We start from the raw sequence: 14,886 nt of genomic DNA, 5'->3' as shown, positions 1-14,886 counted from the left end.
CCGATGGCCGACGACCGTCCCGCGCCCACCTCGCTGCTCGGCCCGTTCCAGGGCGAGAAGCCGCCGGCCCCCGCCTGGTTCGAGGCCGCCGTGGCCGTCGAACCCGAACGCTCGCGCATCCCGGTCGAGGGCGCGCAGATCGAGCTGCTGACCTGGGGCGAGGTCGGCAAGCCGGGCCTGCTGTTCCTGCATGGCAACGGCGCCCATGCCGACTGGTGGAGCTTCATCGCCCCGTTCTTCGCGGCTGACTGGCGGTGCGCGGCGATCTCGTGGTCGGGCATGGGCGGCTCGGACTGGCGGCCGGCCTATTCGGCGCAATCGTTCGCGGCCGAGATCTTCGCCGCCGTCGAGGCGGGCGGGCTGGAGGCCGGCGGCGTGAAGCCGATCCTGGTCGGCCACTCGTTCGGCGGCTTCCCCACCCTCTATTGCGGCGTCGAGCACGCCGACCGCCTGCGCGGGATCGTCATGGTCGACAGCAGCATCCAGCCGCCGGAGAAGCGCTGGAAGGGTCCGCCCTCGCGCCCGGACGCCGCCAATCGGGTGTACGCTTCGCTTGAAGACGCGCTGGCTCGCTTCCGGCTCGCCCCGCCCCAGGGCTGCGAGAACCTCTACATCGCCGACCACATCGCCCGGGGCTCGCTCAAGCAGGTCGACGGCGGCTGGACCTGGAAGTTCGACCCGGCCATCTGGCAGCGCTTCTCGATGCCGGACCTGGGCCTGCTGCTGCCGCGCATCGCCTGTCCGGCGGCGGTGATGTGGGGCGAACGCTCGGCCCTGATGCGCGAGGACACCCTGGACTACATGTTCGGCGAGATGCCCGACACCGTCCTGCGCGTCGCCATCCCCGACGCCGACCACCACGTGATGGTGGATCAGCCTCTGGCCTTCGTGGCCGGACTGCGCGGGCTGCTGGCGGGTTGGCGCTAGGTCGGCTGGGGGCAGAGGAAGCTGGCGGTGACGTCGCTGAGCGGTCCGGGCCACTCACCGAACATGATGGCGCCGCTGTAGAAATAGAGCGGCGAGGCCGGAAAGCAGAGGTTCATGTTGAACTTCAAGCCCTCACCGGTGCTCTGCGCGATGATCGTCAGCGGAAAGCCGATGAGCGGGGCGTTGTCGTAGATGAACATCAGCCCGGTATAGGGCGAGATGATGGGCAGGGCCGGGTTGGGAAACTCCAGCGTGCCGGTGACCGGGACCACGTCGCAACGGGCCGATGAGGCCTGCGAAGGGTCGCCGTTCACCGCCGTCTTCAGCTCCGGGACGACGATGGTCAGGATATAGTCGAAGCCGACCTGCTCTTCGGGGCCGGCCATGACGACGGGTCTGTAGACCTTGAGGTTCAGGGTGGTGGCTTCCGGCATCGACGCCTCCTCGGTTCATGTCTGGGTGTGGGACGCACGCTGTCGCCGCGCGCTCCATGGTCGAGTGATGCAGCAATGCACGTTTTCGGTGAATGTAATTTGTCGCTCGCCCGGGAGCGGGCGACGAACGGCGCGTTTGCTGAAAGACAGGGCGGCCCGCCGGCGCCATGGGCGCGCTTTCCGGCATGAGCCGGCCAATCGGGATTGCCGGCGGGTGGGCCGGGTCCCCTTCTCCCCTTTGCGGGAGAGGGGAGGGCAGGGGCCGGATGACAACCTCTCGACCGCCCGCTAAGTCCGTTTCATGAGCACCGCCCAGAAGTCCGGCCCCGTCCTCGTCTACGCGCCCGATCGCGGGATCGGCGACCTGATGTGGCATCTGCCGACCTTCCGGGCCATCGCCGCCAAGACGCCCGAGGGGCAAGTGATGCTCGCCGCGCGGCCATCGAGCCGGGCCGCCGAGGTGCTGGCCGTCGAGCCGTCGATCAGCGGCGTGGTCTATGCCCGCCACTTCACCGGATCGCTGAAGGGCGTGAAGGAGGTCCTCGACTTCTGGCGGATCTGCCGCGAGGTGAAGCCCCGCGCGGTGTGGATCCTGGAGAAGATCGGCCGCCCCGCCCAGGCCGCCTGGCTGGCCGGGGTGCCCGAACGGCGCGGGTTCGGCCTGGGCCACAAGAGCCAGGAGCAGTGGCTGCAGGGGCCGTTCCTGCCCAAGGCCATGCGGCCCGACCATCGGCTGGACAAGCTGGCGGCGTTCGAGGCCCTGCACGGCCTGCAGGTCGACAGCCGCGAGCCCGGCCTGCTGCTGGACCCCAAGGCGGTCGCGGCGATCAAAGCGCGGTTCGATGGCCGGCCGGGCCCCTGGCTGGTGCTGGGCGTCGGGGCCAGCGAGCCGGCCCGCACCTGGCCCGCCGAGCGCTTCGCCGCCGTATCACAAGCCGTGGCCGACCTGTTCCCGACCGTGTTCTGGCTGGGCGGCCTCAGCGACGCCGCGCGCATCAAGCCGACGATCGACGTCCAGCCCGTGGCCGGTCGCGACGTCCTGGCCTGCGACCTGCCGCTGGACCAGGCCGCCGCCCTGATCGCCCTGTCGGCCGGGTTCCTGGGCAACGACTCGGGCCCGCTGAACGTCGCCGCCTCGGTCGGGCGTCCGGCGATCGGCCTGATGGGCACCAGCCCCGTGCCGGCCTATTCGCGCTGGCTCTCCCGCCTCGACGGCGGGGAAGGGCGGATCGCCGATATTTCGGTCGATCAGGCCGTTTTGGCTGTTCGAACGCGGTTCACCGACGAGGCCTGGGCCAACCGCGACATCCCGGCGTCTTGAGCCGGCGCGCCGCACGTTGTAAGCGGCGGGGCGTTTTTTAATTCCACCTAGGAAACTGACATGGCCGGCGACTATCACCGCGGTGAAATGGACATCCACGAACAGTCCGCGACCTTCGAAGCCTTTGGCAAGATGACCAAGTGGGGCTCGCTGGCCATTGCCGTCCTCCTGCTGACCATCACCCTGTGGTTCTGCACCACCGCCGGCTTCATCGGCGGCGTGATTCCCGGAATCGTGCTGGCCGTGCTGGGCGTGGTGTTCCTGCGCGAAAAGCCCGCCTCCGCCCACTGACACCGGTAGACATCGGCATTTTTTTGCTGCTGACGCGAGCGTAAGGCTCGACATCGGGCAAGAACATCCCCTAGAGAGACGCGCAAGCTTGTCTAAGCAATCAGCGCTCTTGGGAGGGGTATGCCGATGGCCGTTATCGCCGTCACGAAAGAGACCCGCGGTGGGGAAACCCGGGTCGCGGCCACGCCCGAGACCGTCAAGAAGCTGGCTGCCGCCGGCTTCTCGGTCGTCGTGCAGGCCGGGGCGGGGATCGCGGCCTCGTATCCGGACGCCGACTACGAGGCGGCCGGGGCCAAGCTGGCCAAGACGGCGAAGGACGCCCTGAAGGACGCCGACGTCCTGTTCAAGGTGCGCGCGCCCGAAGCCGCCGAGATCGCCGCCCTGAAGAAGGGCGCGATCGTCGCGGCCGCGCTCAATCCGCACCAGGACAAGGACACGCTGAACGCCCTGGCCAAGGCCGGCGCCAGCGCCCTGGCCATGGAATTCATCCCGCGCATCACCCGGGCCCAGGTGATGGACATGCTGTCCTCGCAGGCCAACCTCGCCGGCTATCGCGCCGTGATCGAGGCGGCCGAGGCCTACGGCAAGGCCCTGCCGATGATGATGACCGCCGCCGGCACGATCGCCGCGGCCAAGGTCTTCATCATGGGCGTGGGCGTGGCCGGCCTGCAGGCCATCGCCACCGCCCGCCGCCTGGGCGCGGTGGTCACCGCCACCGACGTGCGTCCGGCCACCAAGGAGCAGGTCGAGTCGCTGGGCGCCAAGTTCCTGGCCGTCGAGGACGAAGAGTTCAAGAACGCGCAGACCGCCGGCGGCTACGCCAAGGAAATGTCGAAGGAATACCAGGCCAAGCAGGCCGAGCTGGTCTCCTCGCACATCGCCAAGCAGGACATCGTCATCACCACGGCCCTGATCCCCGGCCGCCCGGCGCCCAAGCTGGTCTCGGCCGAACAGGTCGCCTCGATGAAGCCGGGTTCGGTGATCGTCGACCTGGCTATCGAGGCCGGCGGCAACGTCGTCGGCGCCAAGCTGGGCGAGACGGCGGTCACCGCCAACGGCGTCAAGATCCTGGGCATTCCCAACCTGCCCGGCCGCATCGCCACCGACGCCAGCGCGCTCTACGCCCGCAACCTGTTCGCCCTGTCGAGCCTGTTCCTGAACAAGGAAGGCGCCTTCGCCCCCGACTTCGAGGACGAGATCCTCAAGGCGGCCCTGGTCACCCAGGGCGGCGAAATCGTCCATCCGTCTCTGAAGACCGCCTAACCACCACGACAAGGGAGGCTCCCATGGAAGCCGTCGACCCCACCGTTTTCCGCCTGGCGATCTTCGTGCTCGCCATCTTCGTCGGCTATTACGTCGTCTGGAGCGTGACGCCCGCCCTGCACACCCCGCTGATGGCCGTGACCAACGCCATCTCGTCGGTGATCATCGTCGGCGCCCTGCTGGCCGCCGCCGCGCACGGCGCCAACGCCGACCTGGACGGCGGCACGGTGGCCGCCTCGACCTGGATCTCCAAGGGGGCCGGCGCGATCGCCGCCGCCTTCGCCGCGGTCAACATCTTCGGCGGCTTCCTGGTCACCAACCGGATGCTGGCCATGTACAAGAAGAAAGAGAAGAAATAGGCGCGAAGGCAGCGGGAGCCTTCGGGCATGTTCAGCGCCATCAAGCGCATGGCCAATCGGACCGACGGCCTCCGGCGCATCGCGCTCGAGCGCTGGTGGGACGAGCTGCGCGCTTCGCCCCGGGCCCAGGAGCCCGGGCGGCTGATCGCCCATGGCCGCAAGACCTACAGCCAGAACGACGAGGACGGCGTCGTCCTGGAGATCTTCAACCGCATCGGCGAGGGCGACCGGCGCTTCATCGAGTTCGGCGTCCAGGCCGGGGTGGAGTGCAACACCGCCCTGCTGCTGATGGCCGGCTGGAGCGGCCTGTGGCTGGACGGCTCGGACAAGTATGTCGAGGCCGCCAAGGGTCACCAGGCCGTGGCCGTGGGCCAGGGCCGGCTGACCGTCCAGAAGGCCTTCGTCACGTCCGAGAACATCGACGGCCTGCTGGGCTCCTGGGCCGGCGGGACCGCCGCCAAGCCCGCGTCTGTCGACCTGCTGTCGATCGACATCGACGGCAACGACTACTGGATCTGGGAGGCGATCACCGCCGTGCGCCCGCGCGTGGTGATCATCGAATACAACGCCGCCTACCCGCCGCCCGTCGCCTTCGTCGCGCAGTACAAGGCCGACCGGGTCTGGGATGGCGGCAATTATCACAGCGCCAGCCTGACCAGCCTGGAAGCCCTGGGCCGCGCCAAGGGCTACGCCCTGGTCGGCTGCAATCTCTCCGGCGCCAACGCCTTCTTCGTGCGCGAGGACGAACTGACCGGATCCGACGGCCAGCCCCGCTTCGCCGCGCCCTACACGGCGGCCAACCACTACGAGCCGCCCCGATACGACCTCTCCGGCCTGCCTTCGGGCCATCCACCCCGGTTCGGCGTCAACGCCGCGCCTGGGTTGTCCGGAGGGGCGCGATGAGCAGCCTCTCTGTCGACACCCGCCTGATGGCCTTGCTGCCGCTTCTGCTCGCCGGCCTGCTCGTCGGAACGGCGCTGATCGGCTCTTTGCTTCCGCCCATGGCCAAGGGGTGGATCGTCCGGTGGCTGTTCGTGCCGCTGAACTTCTGCCTGTCGGCCGGAATGCTGGCTCATCTACTGTTCGCGCGTGACGCGGAGCGGACCTTCTTCAACTTCCTGATCGCTAGCGGCGGTATGGCGCTGTCGATCTGGCTCTTCCTGCGTGGCCGCAAGGCCAACTCCAAGCTTCTCCCGGAAATGGGGACTTCCGAATGAACGCCAATCTCGCCGCCATCCTCTACATCGTCTCGGGGGTGCTCTTCATCCTGGCGCTGCGCGGGCTGTCCAGCCCGGTGACCAGCCAGTCGGGCAACCGCAACGGGATGATCGGCATGGCCATCGCCGTGCTGACCACCCTGGCCACGCTCTGGAAACAGGGCGCGCTGGATCCCGTGACCATCGGACTGATCCTGGGCGGGATCGCGGTCGGCGGCACGGTGGGGGCGGTGATCGCCCGCAAGGTGGCCATGACCTCGATGCCGCAGCTGGTGGCGGCGTTCCACAGCCTGGTCGGCATGGCGGCCTGTCTGGTGGCCGTGGCGGCGATCTACACCCCGGCGGCTTACGGCATCGTCGGTCCCGACGGCCATGTGCACCTCAACAGCCTGATCGAGCTGTCGCTGGGCCTGGCGATCGGCGCGATCACCTTCACCGGTTCGGTCATCGCCTTCGCCAAGCTGAACGGCAACATGGGCGGCGCGCCGATCCTGCTGCCGGCCCGCCACCTGCTGAACATCGTCATCGCCCTGGCCATCGTCGCCATGGTCGTGGTGCTGGTGATCTCGGGCGGTTCGGCGATCTGGGCGTTCTGGGCGATCTTCGCGCTGAGCCTGCTGATCGGCGTCACCCTGATCATCCCGATCGGCGGCGCCGACATGCCGGTCGTCGTGTCGATGCTGAACAGCTATTCGGGCTGGGCCGCGGCGGCCCTGGGCTTCACCCTGGAAAACACCACCCTGATCATCACCGGCGCCCTGGTCGGTTCGTCGGGCGCGATCCTGTCCTACATCATGTGCAAGGGCATGAACCGCAGCTTCATCTCGGTGATCCTGGGCGGCTTCGGCGCCGACGCCGCGGCGGCCGCCGGTCCCGGCGGCAAGGTCGAGACGCGCCCCGTCAAGCAGGGCTCGGCCGACGACGCGGCCTTCATCATGAAGAACGCCAGCAAGGTGATCATCGTCCCCGGCTACGGCATGGCCGTCTCCCAGGCCCAGCACATCCTGCGCGAGATGTGCGACAAGCTGAAGGAAGAGGGCGTCGAGGTGAAGTACGCCATCCACCCCGTCGCCGGCCGCATGCCCGGCCACATGAACGTGCTGCTGGCCGAGGCCAACGTGCCCTATGACGAGGTGTTCGAGCTGGAGGACATCAACAGCGAGTTCTCGACCGCCGACGTGGCCTTCGTGATCGGCGCCAACGACGTCACCAACCCGGCCGCCAAGACCGACCCGACCAGCGCCATCTACGGCATGCCGATCCTGGACGTCGAAAAGGCCCGCACCGTGCTGTTCATCAAGCGCGGCATGAGCAGCGGCTATGCCGGCGTCGAGAACGAGCTGTTCTTCCGCGACAACACCATGATGCTGTTCGGCGACGCCAAGAAGATGGTCGAGGGGATCGTGAAGGGGCTCTAGGGCTTCGATCCACCGTCCAAAAGAAGGAGGCCCCGGACGTTCCCGTCCGGGGCCTTTTGCTTGTCTGGATCATGCGTGTGCTCGGTAGGCGGCTCAGCGGGCGGCGATGGCCAGCGGGGTCGAGCGGGCGGCCATGCGCAGGCCCTGGCGTTGCGACTTGGACAGTTGCTGGGCGACCTGTTCGCGGACGCCGACCTTGCAGCCGGCCATGGTGAAGTCGGCGCCCGGATTGGTGCGGGCCTTGGCGCTGCAGACTTGTTCGCCGGCGGCGTCGACGCGGGCGGCGAATTCGGCGGCGTGGGCGGGGTTGGAGAGGTTCATGCCGACCAGCGAGATCGTGACGCTCGGTTCGGCGGCGTGGGCGTTCTGCAGCAGGCCCAGGGCGGGCACGGCGGCCAGGGTCAGAGTGGCCACGGCGGTGAGGCTGGTCATGAACTTGCGCATCGGATTGTCCCTTCGGTTTATGTCGGTGGCGCGTCCCTGCGCCGATGTCCAAAGGTATACTCACGACTTCTGTCGAATACTCGTTACGTCTCATTCATGACGTGTAATTAAAGAAGTGTACTCAAAGTAATGTTCTAAAATTCCTGTAATGTGAGATCGGATCATCTGTCGGCTGATCATGGTCATGCTTGATCAATGGTTAAGCTGCGCCGCCTTTTCGCCTCATGGGCGCGGCATATGGCGCACCTTCATCATCCCGAAAGGTCACCCGTGGGATGGGAGCGCGCTTCGACGCGGTCTCTTGGAGTGACCGACCGTCTGTGAGGATCACTCTTGGCGTCACGAGTCCTGGCCGCAACGTCGTCTCCCTATTCGCTCGTCGCGTTCGCCGCGCTGGGCGGAGCGATCGTGGTCTGGGGCATGATCAACGCCGTCACCGCCGTGGGCGCGATGAACGCCGGCGTGGAGCAGTCCGCGCCGGCCCCGGTGATCGCGCCCGTCGCGGCGCCCGAGCCGCCGGCCCCGCCGCCGCCCGCCTTCGTGTTCGACGCCCCGCTGCCGGGCCATGTGGTCAACTCCCCGTTCGGCCTGCGCCAGATGCCTTGGGAAGAGAACGGCCGCCTGCACGAGGGCGTCGACATCGCCGCCCCGGCCGGCGCGCCCGTCCACGTGGCCACCGACGGCGTGATCATGCGCAGCGGCGTCAGCGGCACCTACGGCCGGTTCGTCGAGGTGGGCCACAAGGACGGCTTCCGCACCCTCTACGCCCACCTGGGCCGCGACGCGGGCCTCAAGCGCGGCGCCTATGTCCGGCGCGGCGACACCGTGGCCTATGTCGGCAGCAGCGGCCGCTCGACCGGCTCGCACCTGCATTTCGAACTGCGCAACAAGGCCGGCAAGCCGCTGAACCCGGCGCTGTTCATGGGCAAGACCTTCGCCGAGAAGAGCGACCTGCCGCTGAAGGCCGCCGCCAAGGTCGGCCGCAAGGTGCGCCTGGCCCAGGTCTCCAGGTGGCCTGACGGCGTGAAAGCCAAGATGGCCGCGAACGGCGAAGGCGTGGTCACCCGCGCCAAGGGCGGCCGCGTCCGCGTGCGGATCAACGTCGTCGACGGCTAAGGTTTCGCCAGGCCAGGCGCTGCACCGGATTTAGACGCGGCCGTCACTCGACGGCCATGCTTGCTCGGCTAGAGTGGCCGGATGCTCAGACACGTCGGACGCGCCCTTGCCGGATTCGCTCTTCTCCTTCTCTCGTTCGTCGCCGTGGGCGGCTTGATGTCGGCGGCCGGTCACCCCGTGCCGCGGGGTCGGATGGTGGACATCGGCGAGGGCCGGCAACTGCGGATGGTCTGCGAAGGACCGTCCAATGACCGTCCGCTGGTCTGGCTGGAGGCGGGGGCCTTCGGCTTCGCCGCCGACTGGGGCGCCACTCAGCAGGCCCTGAGCGCCGCCGGCTGGCGGTCGTGCGCCTACGACCGGGCCGGCATGGGCTTCTCGCCGCCGGGACCCACGCCGCGCGACGGCCTGGCCATCGTCACCGATTTCGAAAAGCTGGTCGCCGCCTCGGGCGAGACCGGGCCGTTCATCCTGGTGGGCCACTCGATGGCCGGCCTGCGCCTGCGCGAATATGCCGGGCGCAATCCGGACAAGGTCGCGGGCCTGGTGCTGGTCGACGCCGCCACGGCCGACGCCTCGGAGACCGAGGCGTTCAAGCCGTTCATCCAGGCCTTCGCGACGGCCTCGCGCTGGGCGGCGCGCGGCGCGTCGCTCGGGCTCTACAAGCCGCTGGTCTACACCAGCCTGGGCGACAAGATCGGCCTGCCGCCGGCCGCCAAGGCCGAGAAGCGCTGGGCCTTCGCCAACGGCCCCCACAACCGCACCGCCGCCGCCGAGGTGGCCCAGTGGTCCCAGTCGGCCGCCCAGGCGGTCGCCGTGCCGGCCTACGACCCGAACTGGCCGGTGGCCGTGGTCACGGCGGGGCCGGTCAAGGGGCGCGAGAAGCGCAAGGCCATGCAGGCCGCGCCGGCCGAGCGGTCCAAGCACGGCTATGTGGATCACGTCGAGGCGGCGAGCCACACGCGGCTGCTGGGCGAGACGTTCGCCGGGCATATCGTCAAGGCGGTGGCGTTCGTCGGCGGGCGCTCAGGCGGCTAGCACTTGCCCCCTACGGGCCTTCGGCCGTCTTCCCCCAAAGGGGGAAGAGGAGCTGTGCGGCGGTGCGCGTCCTCCGCCCCCTATGGGGGCGGACAGGCGGCGAAGCCGCCAGGTGGGGGCAAGTCGGTGAGCCACTCACCCGAACAAAACAAAACCCGCCCGGATCGCTCCGGGCGGGTTTGGTGTTTCCAGAAACCTGGAAAGCGCTGCTTAACGCGCGCCGACCGGCTTCTTCGGCATCGGGATCAGGCCTTCGCGCTGGGCGCGCTTGCGCGCCAGCTTGCGGGCGCGACGAACAGCTTCGGCCTTTTGACGGGCGCGCTTTTCCGACGGCTTCTCATAGTGCACGTGCCGCTTCATTTCGCGGAACGAGCCTTCGCGTTGCATCTTCTTCTTCAGGGCCTTGAGGGCCTGATCGACGTTGTTGTCGCGGACGAAAATCTGGACCAGGGGTCTCTCTCCATTCGACGGCCCGACCATCTTCCCGAGTCCCTCTCAGGGGCCGGGCGGGCGAACAAAACCTGATAAGCCCGGAAAGGGATCTCCCGGGCGACGAGGGGCGGCTGATAGCAGAGGCGGGGGCCTCTGTCCATGGCGACGCGGCCTAAACTCCCGTGTAGACTCGGATTCATGAGCGACAAAACCGCCGACGCTTCCCAAGACCCTGGCGATTGGGCCGACATGACCGAGCAACGGGTGCTGGACGAGGCCTTGCGCCTGGCCCCGCGCCTGGGGTGGAACCCGGGGATGGCCCGCGCCGCCGCCGTGGCCGCCGGCCTCAACGCCGGCGAGGCGAAACTCCTTTTGCCGCAAGGGCCCAAGGACCTGGCCGCCCTGCTGTCGCGCCGCCACGACAAGGCCGCCCTGGCCGCGTTGGGCGCCCTGAGCCCGCCGCCGACCAAGATCCGCGACAAGATCCGGGCCGGCGTCGTAGCCCGCCTGGACGCCGCCCAGCGCGACGCCGACCCCTTACGCAAACTGTCGGCCTTCCTGGCCTTCCCGACCAACATCCCGCTGGCCCTGACCCTGCTGTGGGAAAGCGCCGACCTCCTGTGGCGCTGGGCCGGCGACACGGCCACCGACGAGAATCACTACTCCAAGCGGGCGATCCTGTCGGGCATCCTGGTCTCGACCCTGGGGGTCGACATGGCGTCCGGCCGCGAGTCGGCGCTCAAGCACCTGGACAGCCGCATCGACAACGTCATGGCCTTCGAGAAGTGGAAGGCCGGGATCAAGCCGATGAACCTGGCGGCGGAGGTGGCGGCGGCGCTGGCGCGGATGCGGTACGGCGCGCGATAGGCCTGAACCTTTTTAGGACCTCCCCCTGTGGGGGAGGCGGCCCGAATGGGCCGGAGGGGGAAGTGATCCCACCTCACAATATCCCCCACCGATCGCTTCGCGATCGCCTCCCCCACAGGGGGAGGGCCTATCGAAGCTTACCTTCCCAACGCCCTCTCCACCGCCGCCATCGCGTGCAGCGTCGTCGTGTCGAAGATCGGCACGGGACTATCCGCCTCGCCGATCAGCAGCATGATCTCGGTGCAGCCCAGGATGATGCCCTGCGCCCCGCGCTCGACCAGCCGCCGGATCACGGCGCGGTAGACCTCGCGCGAGGCGTCCAGCACCTGGCCGGTCACCAGCTCGCGATAGATGATGCCGTGCACCGCCGCCCGGTCGTCGGCGTCGGGGATCAGCACCTCCAGGCCGAACTTGTCCTCCAGCCGGCCGCGATAGAAGTCCTGCTCCATGGTGAAGGCCGTGCCCAGCAGGCCCACCTTGGTCAGGCCGGCCGCCTGGATCGCCGCCGCAGTCGGGTCGGCGATGTGGAGCAGCGGGATCTTCACCGCCGCGTCGATGGCCCAGGCGCAGCGGTGCATGGTGTTGGTGCACAGCACCAGGAAGTCGGCGCCGCCCTTCTGCAGGGCCTTGGACGCGACGACCAGTTCCCCGGCCAAGGCGTCCCAGTCGCCGGCGTGCTGCAGGGCCTCGATCTTGGCGAAGTCGAACGACCACATCAGGGTGCGGGCCGAGGCCACGCCGCCCACCCGGTCGCGGACCCCTTCGTTGATCAGCCGATAATACTGGGCCGAGCTCTCCCAGCTCATGCCGCCGATCAGGCCGATCATCGCTTGCTCGGCCATATGTCGCTCCAGGAAGGGTCGTCACGCCGGCGGCGCGCCTTTCCGCTAAGCTAGGAACCAAGTCGCGAAAACGAAAGCCCGGGAGGCCCCGCCATGGACACCGTGATCCACAATCCCACCGACGGGATCTACGCCGCCACCGACGACTACGTGCATGCCATCGAAGTGCGCAATCCGGCCCGGATGCTGTTCGTGGCCGGGACCATGGGGCTGGATGCGAACGGCGTGGCGGGGACCAGCCTGGAGCACCAGCTGGAGCTGGTCTGGTCGAACCTGCGGACCATCTTGGCCAGCGCCGGCATGACCACCGACAACATCGTGCGCCTGACCAGCTACCTGCGCGATCCGGCCTATGTGGAGGCCAACGGCGCGGCGCGGGTGAAGGCCCTGGGCGAGCGGCGGATCCCGACCACGGCGATCATCGTCCAGACCCTGGCCGACGACTGGCTGATCGAGCTGGAGATCATCGCCGCGGCGTGACTCAGCCGGCGGGGACCAGCTTGAGGCCGATGACGCCCGCCAGGATGAGGCCGATGCACAGCAGCCTCTGCGGCGTGGCGGAATCGCCCATGATCACGATGCCCAGGATCGCGGTGCCCGCCGCTCCGATGCCGGTCCAGACCGCGTAGCCGCTGCCCACGGGCAGGGTGCGCAACGCCAGCGACAGCAGGAAGACGCTGGACAGTCCGGCGGCCACCGTGAGCAGCCCTGGGACCGGCCGCGTGAAGCCTTCCGACGCCTTCAGGCTGAGGGCGAAGACGATTTCGAGAACGCCGGCGACGCCGAGCAGCAGCCAAGCCATGTGAAATATCCTTTCGTCGCCTCGCCCGGCGTGACGGCCGGGCAAGGGCTCTCATGAAAGCCGAAGGCTCAGGCCTTGGCGGCGGCGGGGGTCGAACGGAACGTAACGCCGAAGCGGTTGAAGGCGTTCATCAGGCCGATCGCATAGGTCAGGTCGGCCAGGTCCTTGTCGCCGAACTCGGCGGCGGCGGCGTCGTAGTCGGCGTCCGGGACGCCGGTCTCGGCCACCCGGGTCACGGTCTCGGCCCAGGCCAGGGCGACCCGTTCGCGCGGGCTGAACACGCCGCCCGCGTCATGCCACACCGGGACCAGCACCAGCTTGTCCACCGAGAGGCCGGACTTCAGCAGGTCGCGGGAGTGCATGTCGATGCAGAAGGCGCAGCCGTTGATCTGCGAGACCCGCAGGTAGACGAGGTCGATCAGGCCCTTGGGCAGGTCGCTCTTGAGAAGGGTGGCGTACACGCCGCCGAAGGCCTTGAAGCCCTCGGGCGACGCCTTGGCGTAGTCGATGCGGTTGGTCATGACGAGATCCTTGTCTGATTGAAGACCTGGATCGTGACGCTTCATGGTCCACTCAAGAAGGTCCATGAAGCGCCTTATCGACTAGGCCATGATCGGCATGGTCCCGGCTCCTGTCACAGGAGCTTCAGGATGCGCCGCCCCAGGCTTTCGGCGACCGCCTGGGAGTCGATGTTGGTGAAGTTGATCAGGAGGGCCTGGGCGCCGTCGCCCTCCAGCGCCCAGTCCGACAGGGCTTCCCCGTAGAGGCCGTCGCCCCGCATCCGCGCCACCAAGCCACGGTCGGACAGCTCGTCCCGCGGCCGCAGGATCAGGTGCATGCCCCCGGGCTGGGCGTCGATCCGCAGGCGGCCGTCCAGCACGCTCTCCAGGCCCGCCACCGTCAGTTCCCGGCGCTCGGCGTAGAGCTTGCGCATCCGCTGGATGTGCCGCGCGAAGTGTCCTTCGGTGATGAAGGCGGTGACGATGGCCTGGGTCAGCTCCGGACTGCCGCCGGTGAAGGCTTGGCTGACCTGCTCGAACCGCTCGACCTGGGCCTGCGGCACGACCACATAGGCCAGTCGCAGGCTGGGCAGCAGCACCTTGCTGAACGTGCCCGCGTAGAACACGCGCCCGGCGCGATCCAGGCTCTTGAGGGCCGGCAGCGGGCGGCTGACATAGCGGTACTCGCCGTCGTAGTCGTCCTCGACGATCCAGGCGTCCTCGCGGGCCGCCCAGTCCAGCAGGGCCAGGCGGCGGGGCAGGGACAGGGAGACGCTCAGTGGGCTCTGGTGGGCGGGCGTGACCACGGCCGCGCGGGCCCGAGGCGCGCGCCGGAGGCCTTCGGCGACGTCCATGCCCTCGCGGTCCACCGGCACGGGCGCGACGGCGATGTTCAGGTATGCCAGCAGTTCGCGCGTGGGCGGATAGCCGGGATCCTCGAGCCAGACGTGATCCCCCGCCTTCAGCAGCGCCTGGGCGATCAGCGTCAGGCTGTGGCGATAGCCCGAGGTCACGAAGACCTGGGACGGGGCGCAGTCGATCCCGCGCGAGACCTGCAGATAGGCGGCGATCTCGGCCCGCAGCGCCGGCAGGCCATAGACCGGCGGGTGGACCATGTCGGACGGCTGCATGGCCCGCACAAAACGCGCGCCCAGCCGCGCCCAGATCTTGCGGGGGAACCGGTCAAGGGCGGGCAGGCCCATCTGGAACGGCAGGATCGACTCCGGCCGAAAGCTGACCGCGACGGGGCCGGCGTCGGGCCGGGGCGGAGGACTTGGCAGCGGCGATCCCGGCTTGAGATCGGGCGTCACGACGGTGCCCGCCTGGCCGCGAGCCTGGATGTAGCCCTCGGCGGCCAGCAGCGAATAGGCGGCGTCGATGGTGCCTCGGGCCAGGCCCAGTTCCTGGGTCAGCGCCCGCGCCGAGGGGATCCGGTCGCCCGGCTTCAGCACGCCGCCGGCGATGGCTCCGCGAAAGCGCTCGTAAATCTGCCGGTAGAACGGCTCGGCCGCCGTGGGATCCAGCGGGGAGATGCTGCCTGGCTTGGGAGCGGTCATGGCCGACCGTACCATCGCGTGGCAATCATGGCCTATCTGGAATTGCCGTTCATGGACCTTTG

General features: G+C 68.7%; 19 protein-coding genes. 12 read left to right on the top strand and 7 right to left on the bottom strand.

The annotated features are described in order from the left end of the window. The first annotated feature begins 3 nt into the window (after positions 1 to 3). Entirely contained in the window at positions 4 to 927 is a 924-nt protein-coding gene (locus tag AC1DMQ_RS05950) for an alpha/beta fold hydrolase (RefSeq protein ID WP_477032628.1), read from the top strand. Here the strand turns inward: AC1DMQ_RS05950 and AC1DMQ_RS05945 are convergent. Next, positions 924 to 1,361, bottom strand: coding sequence for a hypothetical protein (locus tag AC1DMQ_RS05945; protein WP_477032627.1), 438 nt, complete (start codon positions 1,359 to 1,361; stop codon positions 924 to 926). The genes AC1DMQ_RS05950 and AC1DMQ_RS05945 overlap by 4 nt on opposite strands. 301 nt (positions 1,362 to 1,662) lie before the next feature. On the opposite strand from AC1DMQ_RS05945, the gene AC1DMQ_RS05940 reads away from it, so the two are divergent. The 7 genes from AC1DMQ_RS05940 to AC1DMQ_RS05910 all read left to right on the top strand — a co-directional run bounded on the left by AC1DMQ_RS05940 (position 1,663) and on the right by AC1DMQ_RS05910 (position 7,230). Next, positions 1,663 to 2,682, top strand: a complete 1,020-nt coding sequence (locus tag AC1DMQ_RS05940; protein WP_477032626.1) for a glycosyltransferase family 9 protein — start codon at positions 1,663 to 1,665, stop codon at positions 2,680 to 2,682. 60 nt (positions 2,683 to 2,742) lie between these two features. Continuing rightward, positions 2,743 to 2,973 carry an aa3-type cytochrome c oxidase subunit IV gene (locus tag AC1DMQ_RS05935; protein WP_477032625.1) on the top strand — a complete coding sequence of 77 codons (231 nt, stop codon included), beginning with the start codon at positions 2,743 to 2,745 and terminating at the stop codon, positions 2,971 to 2,973. 120 nt (positions 2,974 to 3,093) lie between these two features. Beyond that, complete coding sequence (locus tag AC1DMQ_RS05930) at positions 3,094 to 4,236, top strand: Re/Si-specific NAD(P)(+) transhydrogenase subunit alpha (protein WP_477032624.1); 1,143 nt, start codon at positions 3,094 to 3,096, stop codon at positions 4,234 to 4,236. A 23-nt stretch (positions 4,237 to 4,259) separates the two neighbouring features. Then, positions 4,260 to 4,595 (top strand): NAD(P) transhydrogenase subunit alpha part 2, encoded by a 336-nt coding sequence (locus AC1DMQ_RS05925; protein ID WP_477032623.1) that lies wholly within the window; start codon positions 4,260 to 4,262, stop codon positions 4,593 to 4,595. Positions 4,596 to 4,622: 27 nt separating this feature from the next. Next, entirely contained in the window at positions 4,623 to 5,498 is an 876-nt protein-coding gene (locus tag AC1DMQ_RS05920; protein WP_477032622.1) for a hypothetical protein, read from the top strand. Further along, complete coding sequence (locus AC1DMQ_RS05915) at positions 5,495 to 5,812, top strand: hypothetical protein (RefSeq protein ID WP_477032621.1); 318 nt, start codon at positions 5,495 to 5,497, stop codon at positions 5,810 to 5,812. The genes AC1DMQ_RS05920 and AC1DMQ_RS05915 overlap by 4 nt, the downstream gene beginning before the upstream one ends. After that, on the top strand, positions 5,809 to 7,230 hold the full coding sequence (locus AC1DMQ_RS05910; protein WP_477032620.1) for an NAD(P)(+) transhydrogenase (Re/Si-specific) subunit beta: 1,422 nt from the start codon (positions 5,809 to 5,811) through the stop codon (positions 7,228 to 7,230). The genes AC1DMQ_RS05915 and AC1DMQ_RS05910 overlap by 4 nt, the downstream gene beginning before the upstream one ends. Positions 7,231 to 7,323: 93 nt before the next feature. Here AC1DMQ_RS05910 and AC1DMQ_RS05905 read toward each other — a convergent pair whose 3' ends face one another. Beyond that, positions 7,324 to 7,674, bottom strand: a complete 351-nt coding sequence (locus tag AC1DMQ_RS05905; protein WP_477032619.1) for a UrcA family protein — start codon at positions 7,672 to 7,674, stop codon at positions 7,324 to 7,326. Positions 7,675 to 8,007: 333 nt separating this feature from the next. On the opposite strand from AC1DMQ_RS05905, the gene AC1DMQ_RS05900 reads away from it, so the two are divergent. Then, entirely contained in the window at positions 8,008 to 8,790 is a 783-nt protein-coding gene (locus tag AC1DMQ_RS05900; protein WP_477032618.1) for a M23 family metallopeptidase, read from the top strand. An 81-nt stretch (positions 8,791 to 8,871) separates the two neighbouring features. After that, entirely contained in the window at positions 8,872 to 9,825 is a 954-nt protein-coding gene (locus AC1DMQ_RS05895; RefSeq protein WP_477032617.1) for an alpha/beta fold hydrolase, read from the top strand. Between the two features lie 210 nt (positions 9,826 to 10,035). Here AC1DMQ_RS05895 and rpsU read toward each other — a convergent pair whose 3' ends face one another. After that, positions 10,036 to 10,275 (bottom strand): 30S ribosomal protein S21, encoded by a 240-nt coding sequence (rpsU, locus tag AC1DMQ_RS05890; RefSeq protein WP_085953736.1) that lies wholly within the window; start codon positions 10,273 to 10,275, stop codon positions 10,036 to 10,038. A 180-nt stretch (positions 10,276 to 10,455) separates the two neighbouring features. On the opposite strand from rpsU, the gene AC1DMQ_RS05885 reads away from it, so the two are divergent. Beyond that, on the top strand, positions 10,456 to 11,124 hold the full coding sequence (locus tag AC1DMQ_RS05885; protein ID WP_477032616.1) for a COQ9 family protein: 669 nt from the start codon (positions 10,456 to 10,458) through the stop codon (positions 11,122 to 11,124). 137 nt (positions 11,125 to 11,261) lie between these two features. Here AC1DMQ_RS05885 and AC1DMQ_RS05880 read toward each other — a convergent pair whose 3' ends face one another. Continuing rightward, a complete protein-coding gene (locus AC1DMQ_RS05880; protein ID WP_477032615.1) occupies positions 11,262 to 11,966 on the bottom strand; it encodes an aspartate/glutamate racemase family protein in 705 nt (234 codons plus the stop codon). Between the two features lie 93 nt (positions 11,967 to 12,059). Between AC1DMQ_RS05880 and AC1DMQ_RS05875 the strand changes: the two genes are divergently transcribed. Further along, positions 12,060 to 12,446, top strand: coding sequence for a RidA family protein (locus AC1DMQ_RS05875; RefSeq protein WP_477032614.1), 387 nt, complete (start codon positions 12,060 to 12,062; stop codon positions 12,444 to 12,446). A 1-nt stretch (position 12,447) separates the two neighbouring features. Here AC1DMQ_RS05875 and AC1DMQ_RS05870 read toward each other — a convergent pair whose 3' ends face one another. The 3 genes from AC1DMQ_RS05870 to pdxR all read right to left on the bottom strand — a co-directional run bounded on the left by AC1DMQ_RS05870 (position 12,448) and on the right by pdxR (position 14,824). Then, complete coding sequence (locus tag AC1DMQ_RS05870) at positions 12,448 to 12,768, bottom strand: DMT family transporter (RefSeq protein ID WP_477032613.1); 321 nt, start codon at positions 12,766 to 12,768, stop codon at positions 12,448 to 12,450. Between the two features lie 68 nt (positions 12,769 to 12,836). Continuing rightward, positions 12,837 to 13,289 (bottom strand): carboxymuconolactone decarboxylase family protein, encoded by a 453-nt coding sequence (locus AC1DMQ_RS05865; RefSeq protein ID WP_477032612.1) that lies wholly within the window; start codon positions 13,287 to 13,289, stop codon positions 12,837 to 12,839. Between the two features lie 113 nt (positions 13,290 to 13,402). Then, complete coding sequence (gene pdxR / locus AC1DMQ_RS05860; protein WP_477032611.1) at positions 13,403 to 14,824, bottom strand: MocR-like pyridoxine biosynthesis transcription factor PdxR; 1,422 nt, start codon at positions 14,822 to 14,824, stop codon at positions 13,403 to 13,405. Positions 14,825 to 14,886: the final 62 nt, after the last annotated feature.

Source organism: Caulobacter sp. 05L422, from assembly GCF_056397765.1.
The sequence above is the reverse complement of the archived record's forward strand: the minus strand, read 5'-3'. Positions and strand labels throughout refer to the sequence as shown.

Bases quoted from the DNA above. Each gene is read 5' to 3' on its own strand.
- pdxR (WP_477032611.1), bottom strand. From the start codon at position 14,824: ATGACCGCTCCCAAGCCAGGCAGCATCTCCCCGCTGGATCCCACGGCG.
- AC1DMQ_RS05940 (WP_477032626.1), top strand. From the start codon at position 1,663: ATGAGCACCGCCCAGAAGTCCGGCCCCGTCCTCGTCTACGCGCCCGAT.
- AC1DMQ_RS05895 (WP_477032617.1), top strand. From the start codon at position 8,872: ATGCTCAGACACGTCGGACGCGCCCTTGCCGGATTCGCTCTTCTCCTT.
- AC1DMQ_RS05885 (WP_477032616.1), top strand. From the start codon at position 10,456: ATGAGCGACAAAACCGCCGACGCTTCCCAAGACCCTGGCGATTGGGCC.
- AC1DMQ_RS05875 (WP_477032614.1), top strand. From the start codon at position 12,060: ATGGACACCGTGATCCACAATCCCACCGACGGGATCTACGCCGCCACC.
- AC1DMQ_RS05880 (WP_477032615.1), bottom strand. From the start codon at position 11,966: ATGGCCGAGCAAGCGATGATCGGCCTGATCGGCGGCATGAGCTGGGAG.
- AC1DMQ_RS05910 (WP_477032620.1), top strand. From the start codon at position 5,809: ATGAACGCCAATCTCGCCGCCATCCTCTACATCGTCTCGGGGGTGCTC.
- AC1DMQ_RS05935 (WP_477032625.1), top strand. From the start codon at position 2,743: ATGGCCGGCGACTATCACCGCGGTGAAATGGACATCCACGAACAGTCC.
- AC1DMQ_RS05920 (WP_477032622.1), top strand. From the start codon at position 4,623: ATGTTCAGCGCCATCAAGCGCATGGCCAATCGGACCGACGGCCTCCGG.
- AC1DMQ_RS05950 (WP_477032628.1), top strand. From the start codon at position 4: ATGGCCGACGACCGTCCCGCGCCCACCTCGCTGCTCGGCCCGTTCCAG.
- AC1DMQ_RS05925 (WP_477032623.1), top strand. From the start codon at position 4,260: ATGGAAGCCGTCGACCCCACCGTTTTCCGCCTGGCGATCTTCGTGCTC.
- AC1DMQ_RS05945 (WP_477032627.1), bottom strand. From the start codon at position 1,361: ATGCCGGAAGCCACCACCCTGAACCTCAAGGTCTACAGACCCGTCGTC.
- AC1DMQ_RS05915 (WP_477032621.1), top strand. From the start codon at position 5,495: ATGAGCAGCCTCTCTGTCGACACCCGCCTGATGGCCTTGCTGCCGCTT.
- AC1DMQ_RS05905 (WP_477032619.1), bottom strand. From the start codon at position 7,674: ATGCGCAAGTTCATGACCAGCCTCACCGCCGTGGCCACTCTGACCCTG.
- AC1DMQ_RS05930 (WP_477032624.1), top strand. From the start codon at position 3,094: ATGCCGATGGCCGTTATCGCCGTCACGAAAGAGACCCGCGGTGGGGAA.
- AC1DMQ_RS05865 (WP_477032612.1), bottom strand. From the start codon at position 13,289: ATGACCAACCGCATCGACTACGCCAAGGCGTCGCCCGAGGGCTTCAAG.
- AC1DMQ_RS05870 (WP_477032613.1), bottom strand. From the start codon at position 12,768: ATGGCTTGGCTGCTGCTCGGCGTCGCCGGCGTTCTCGAAATCGTCTTC.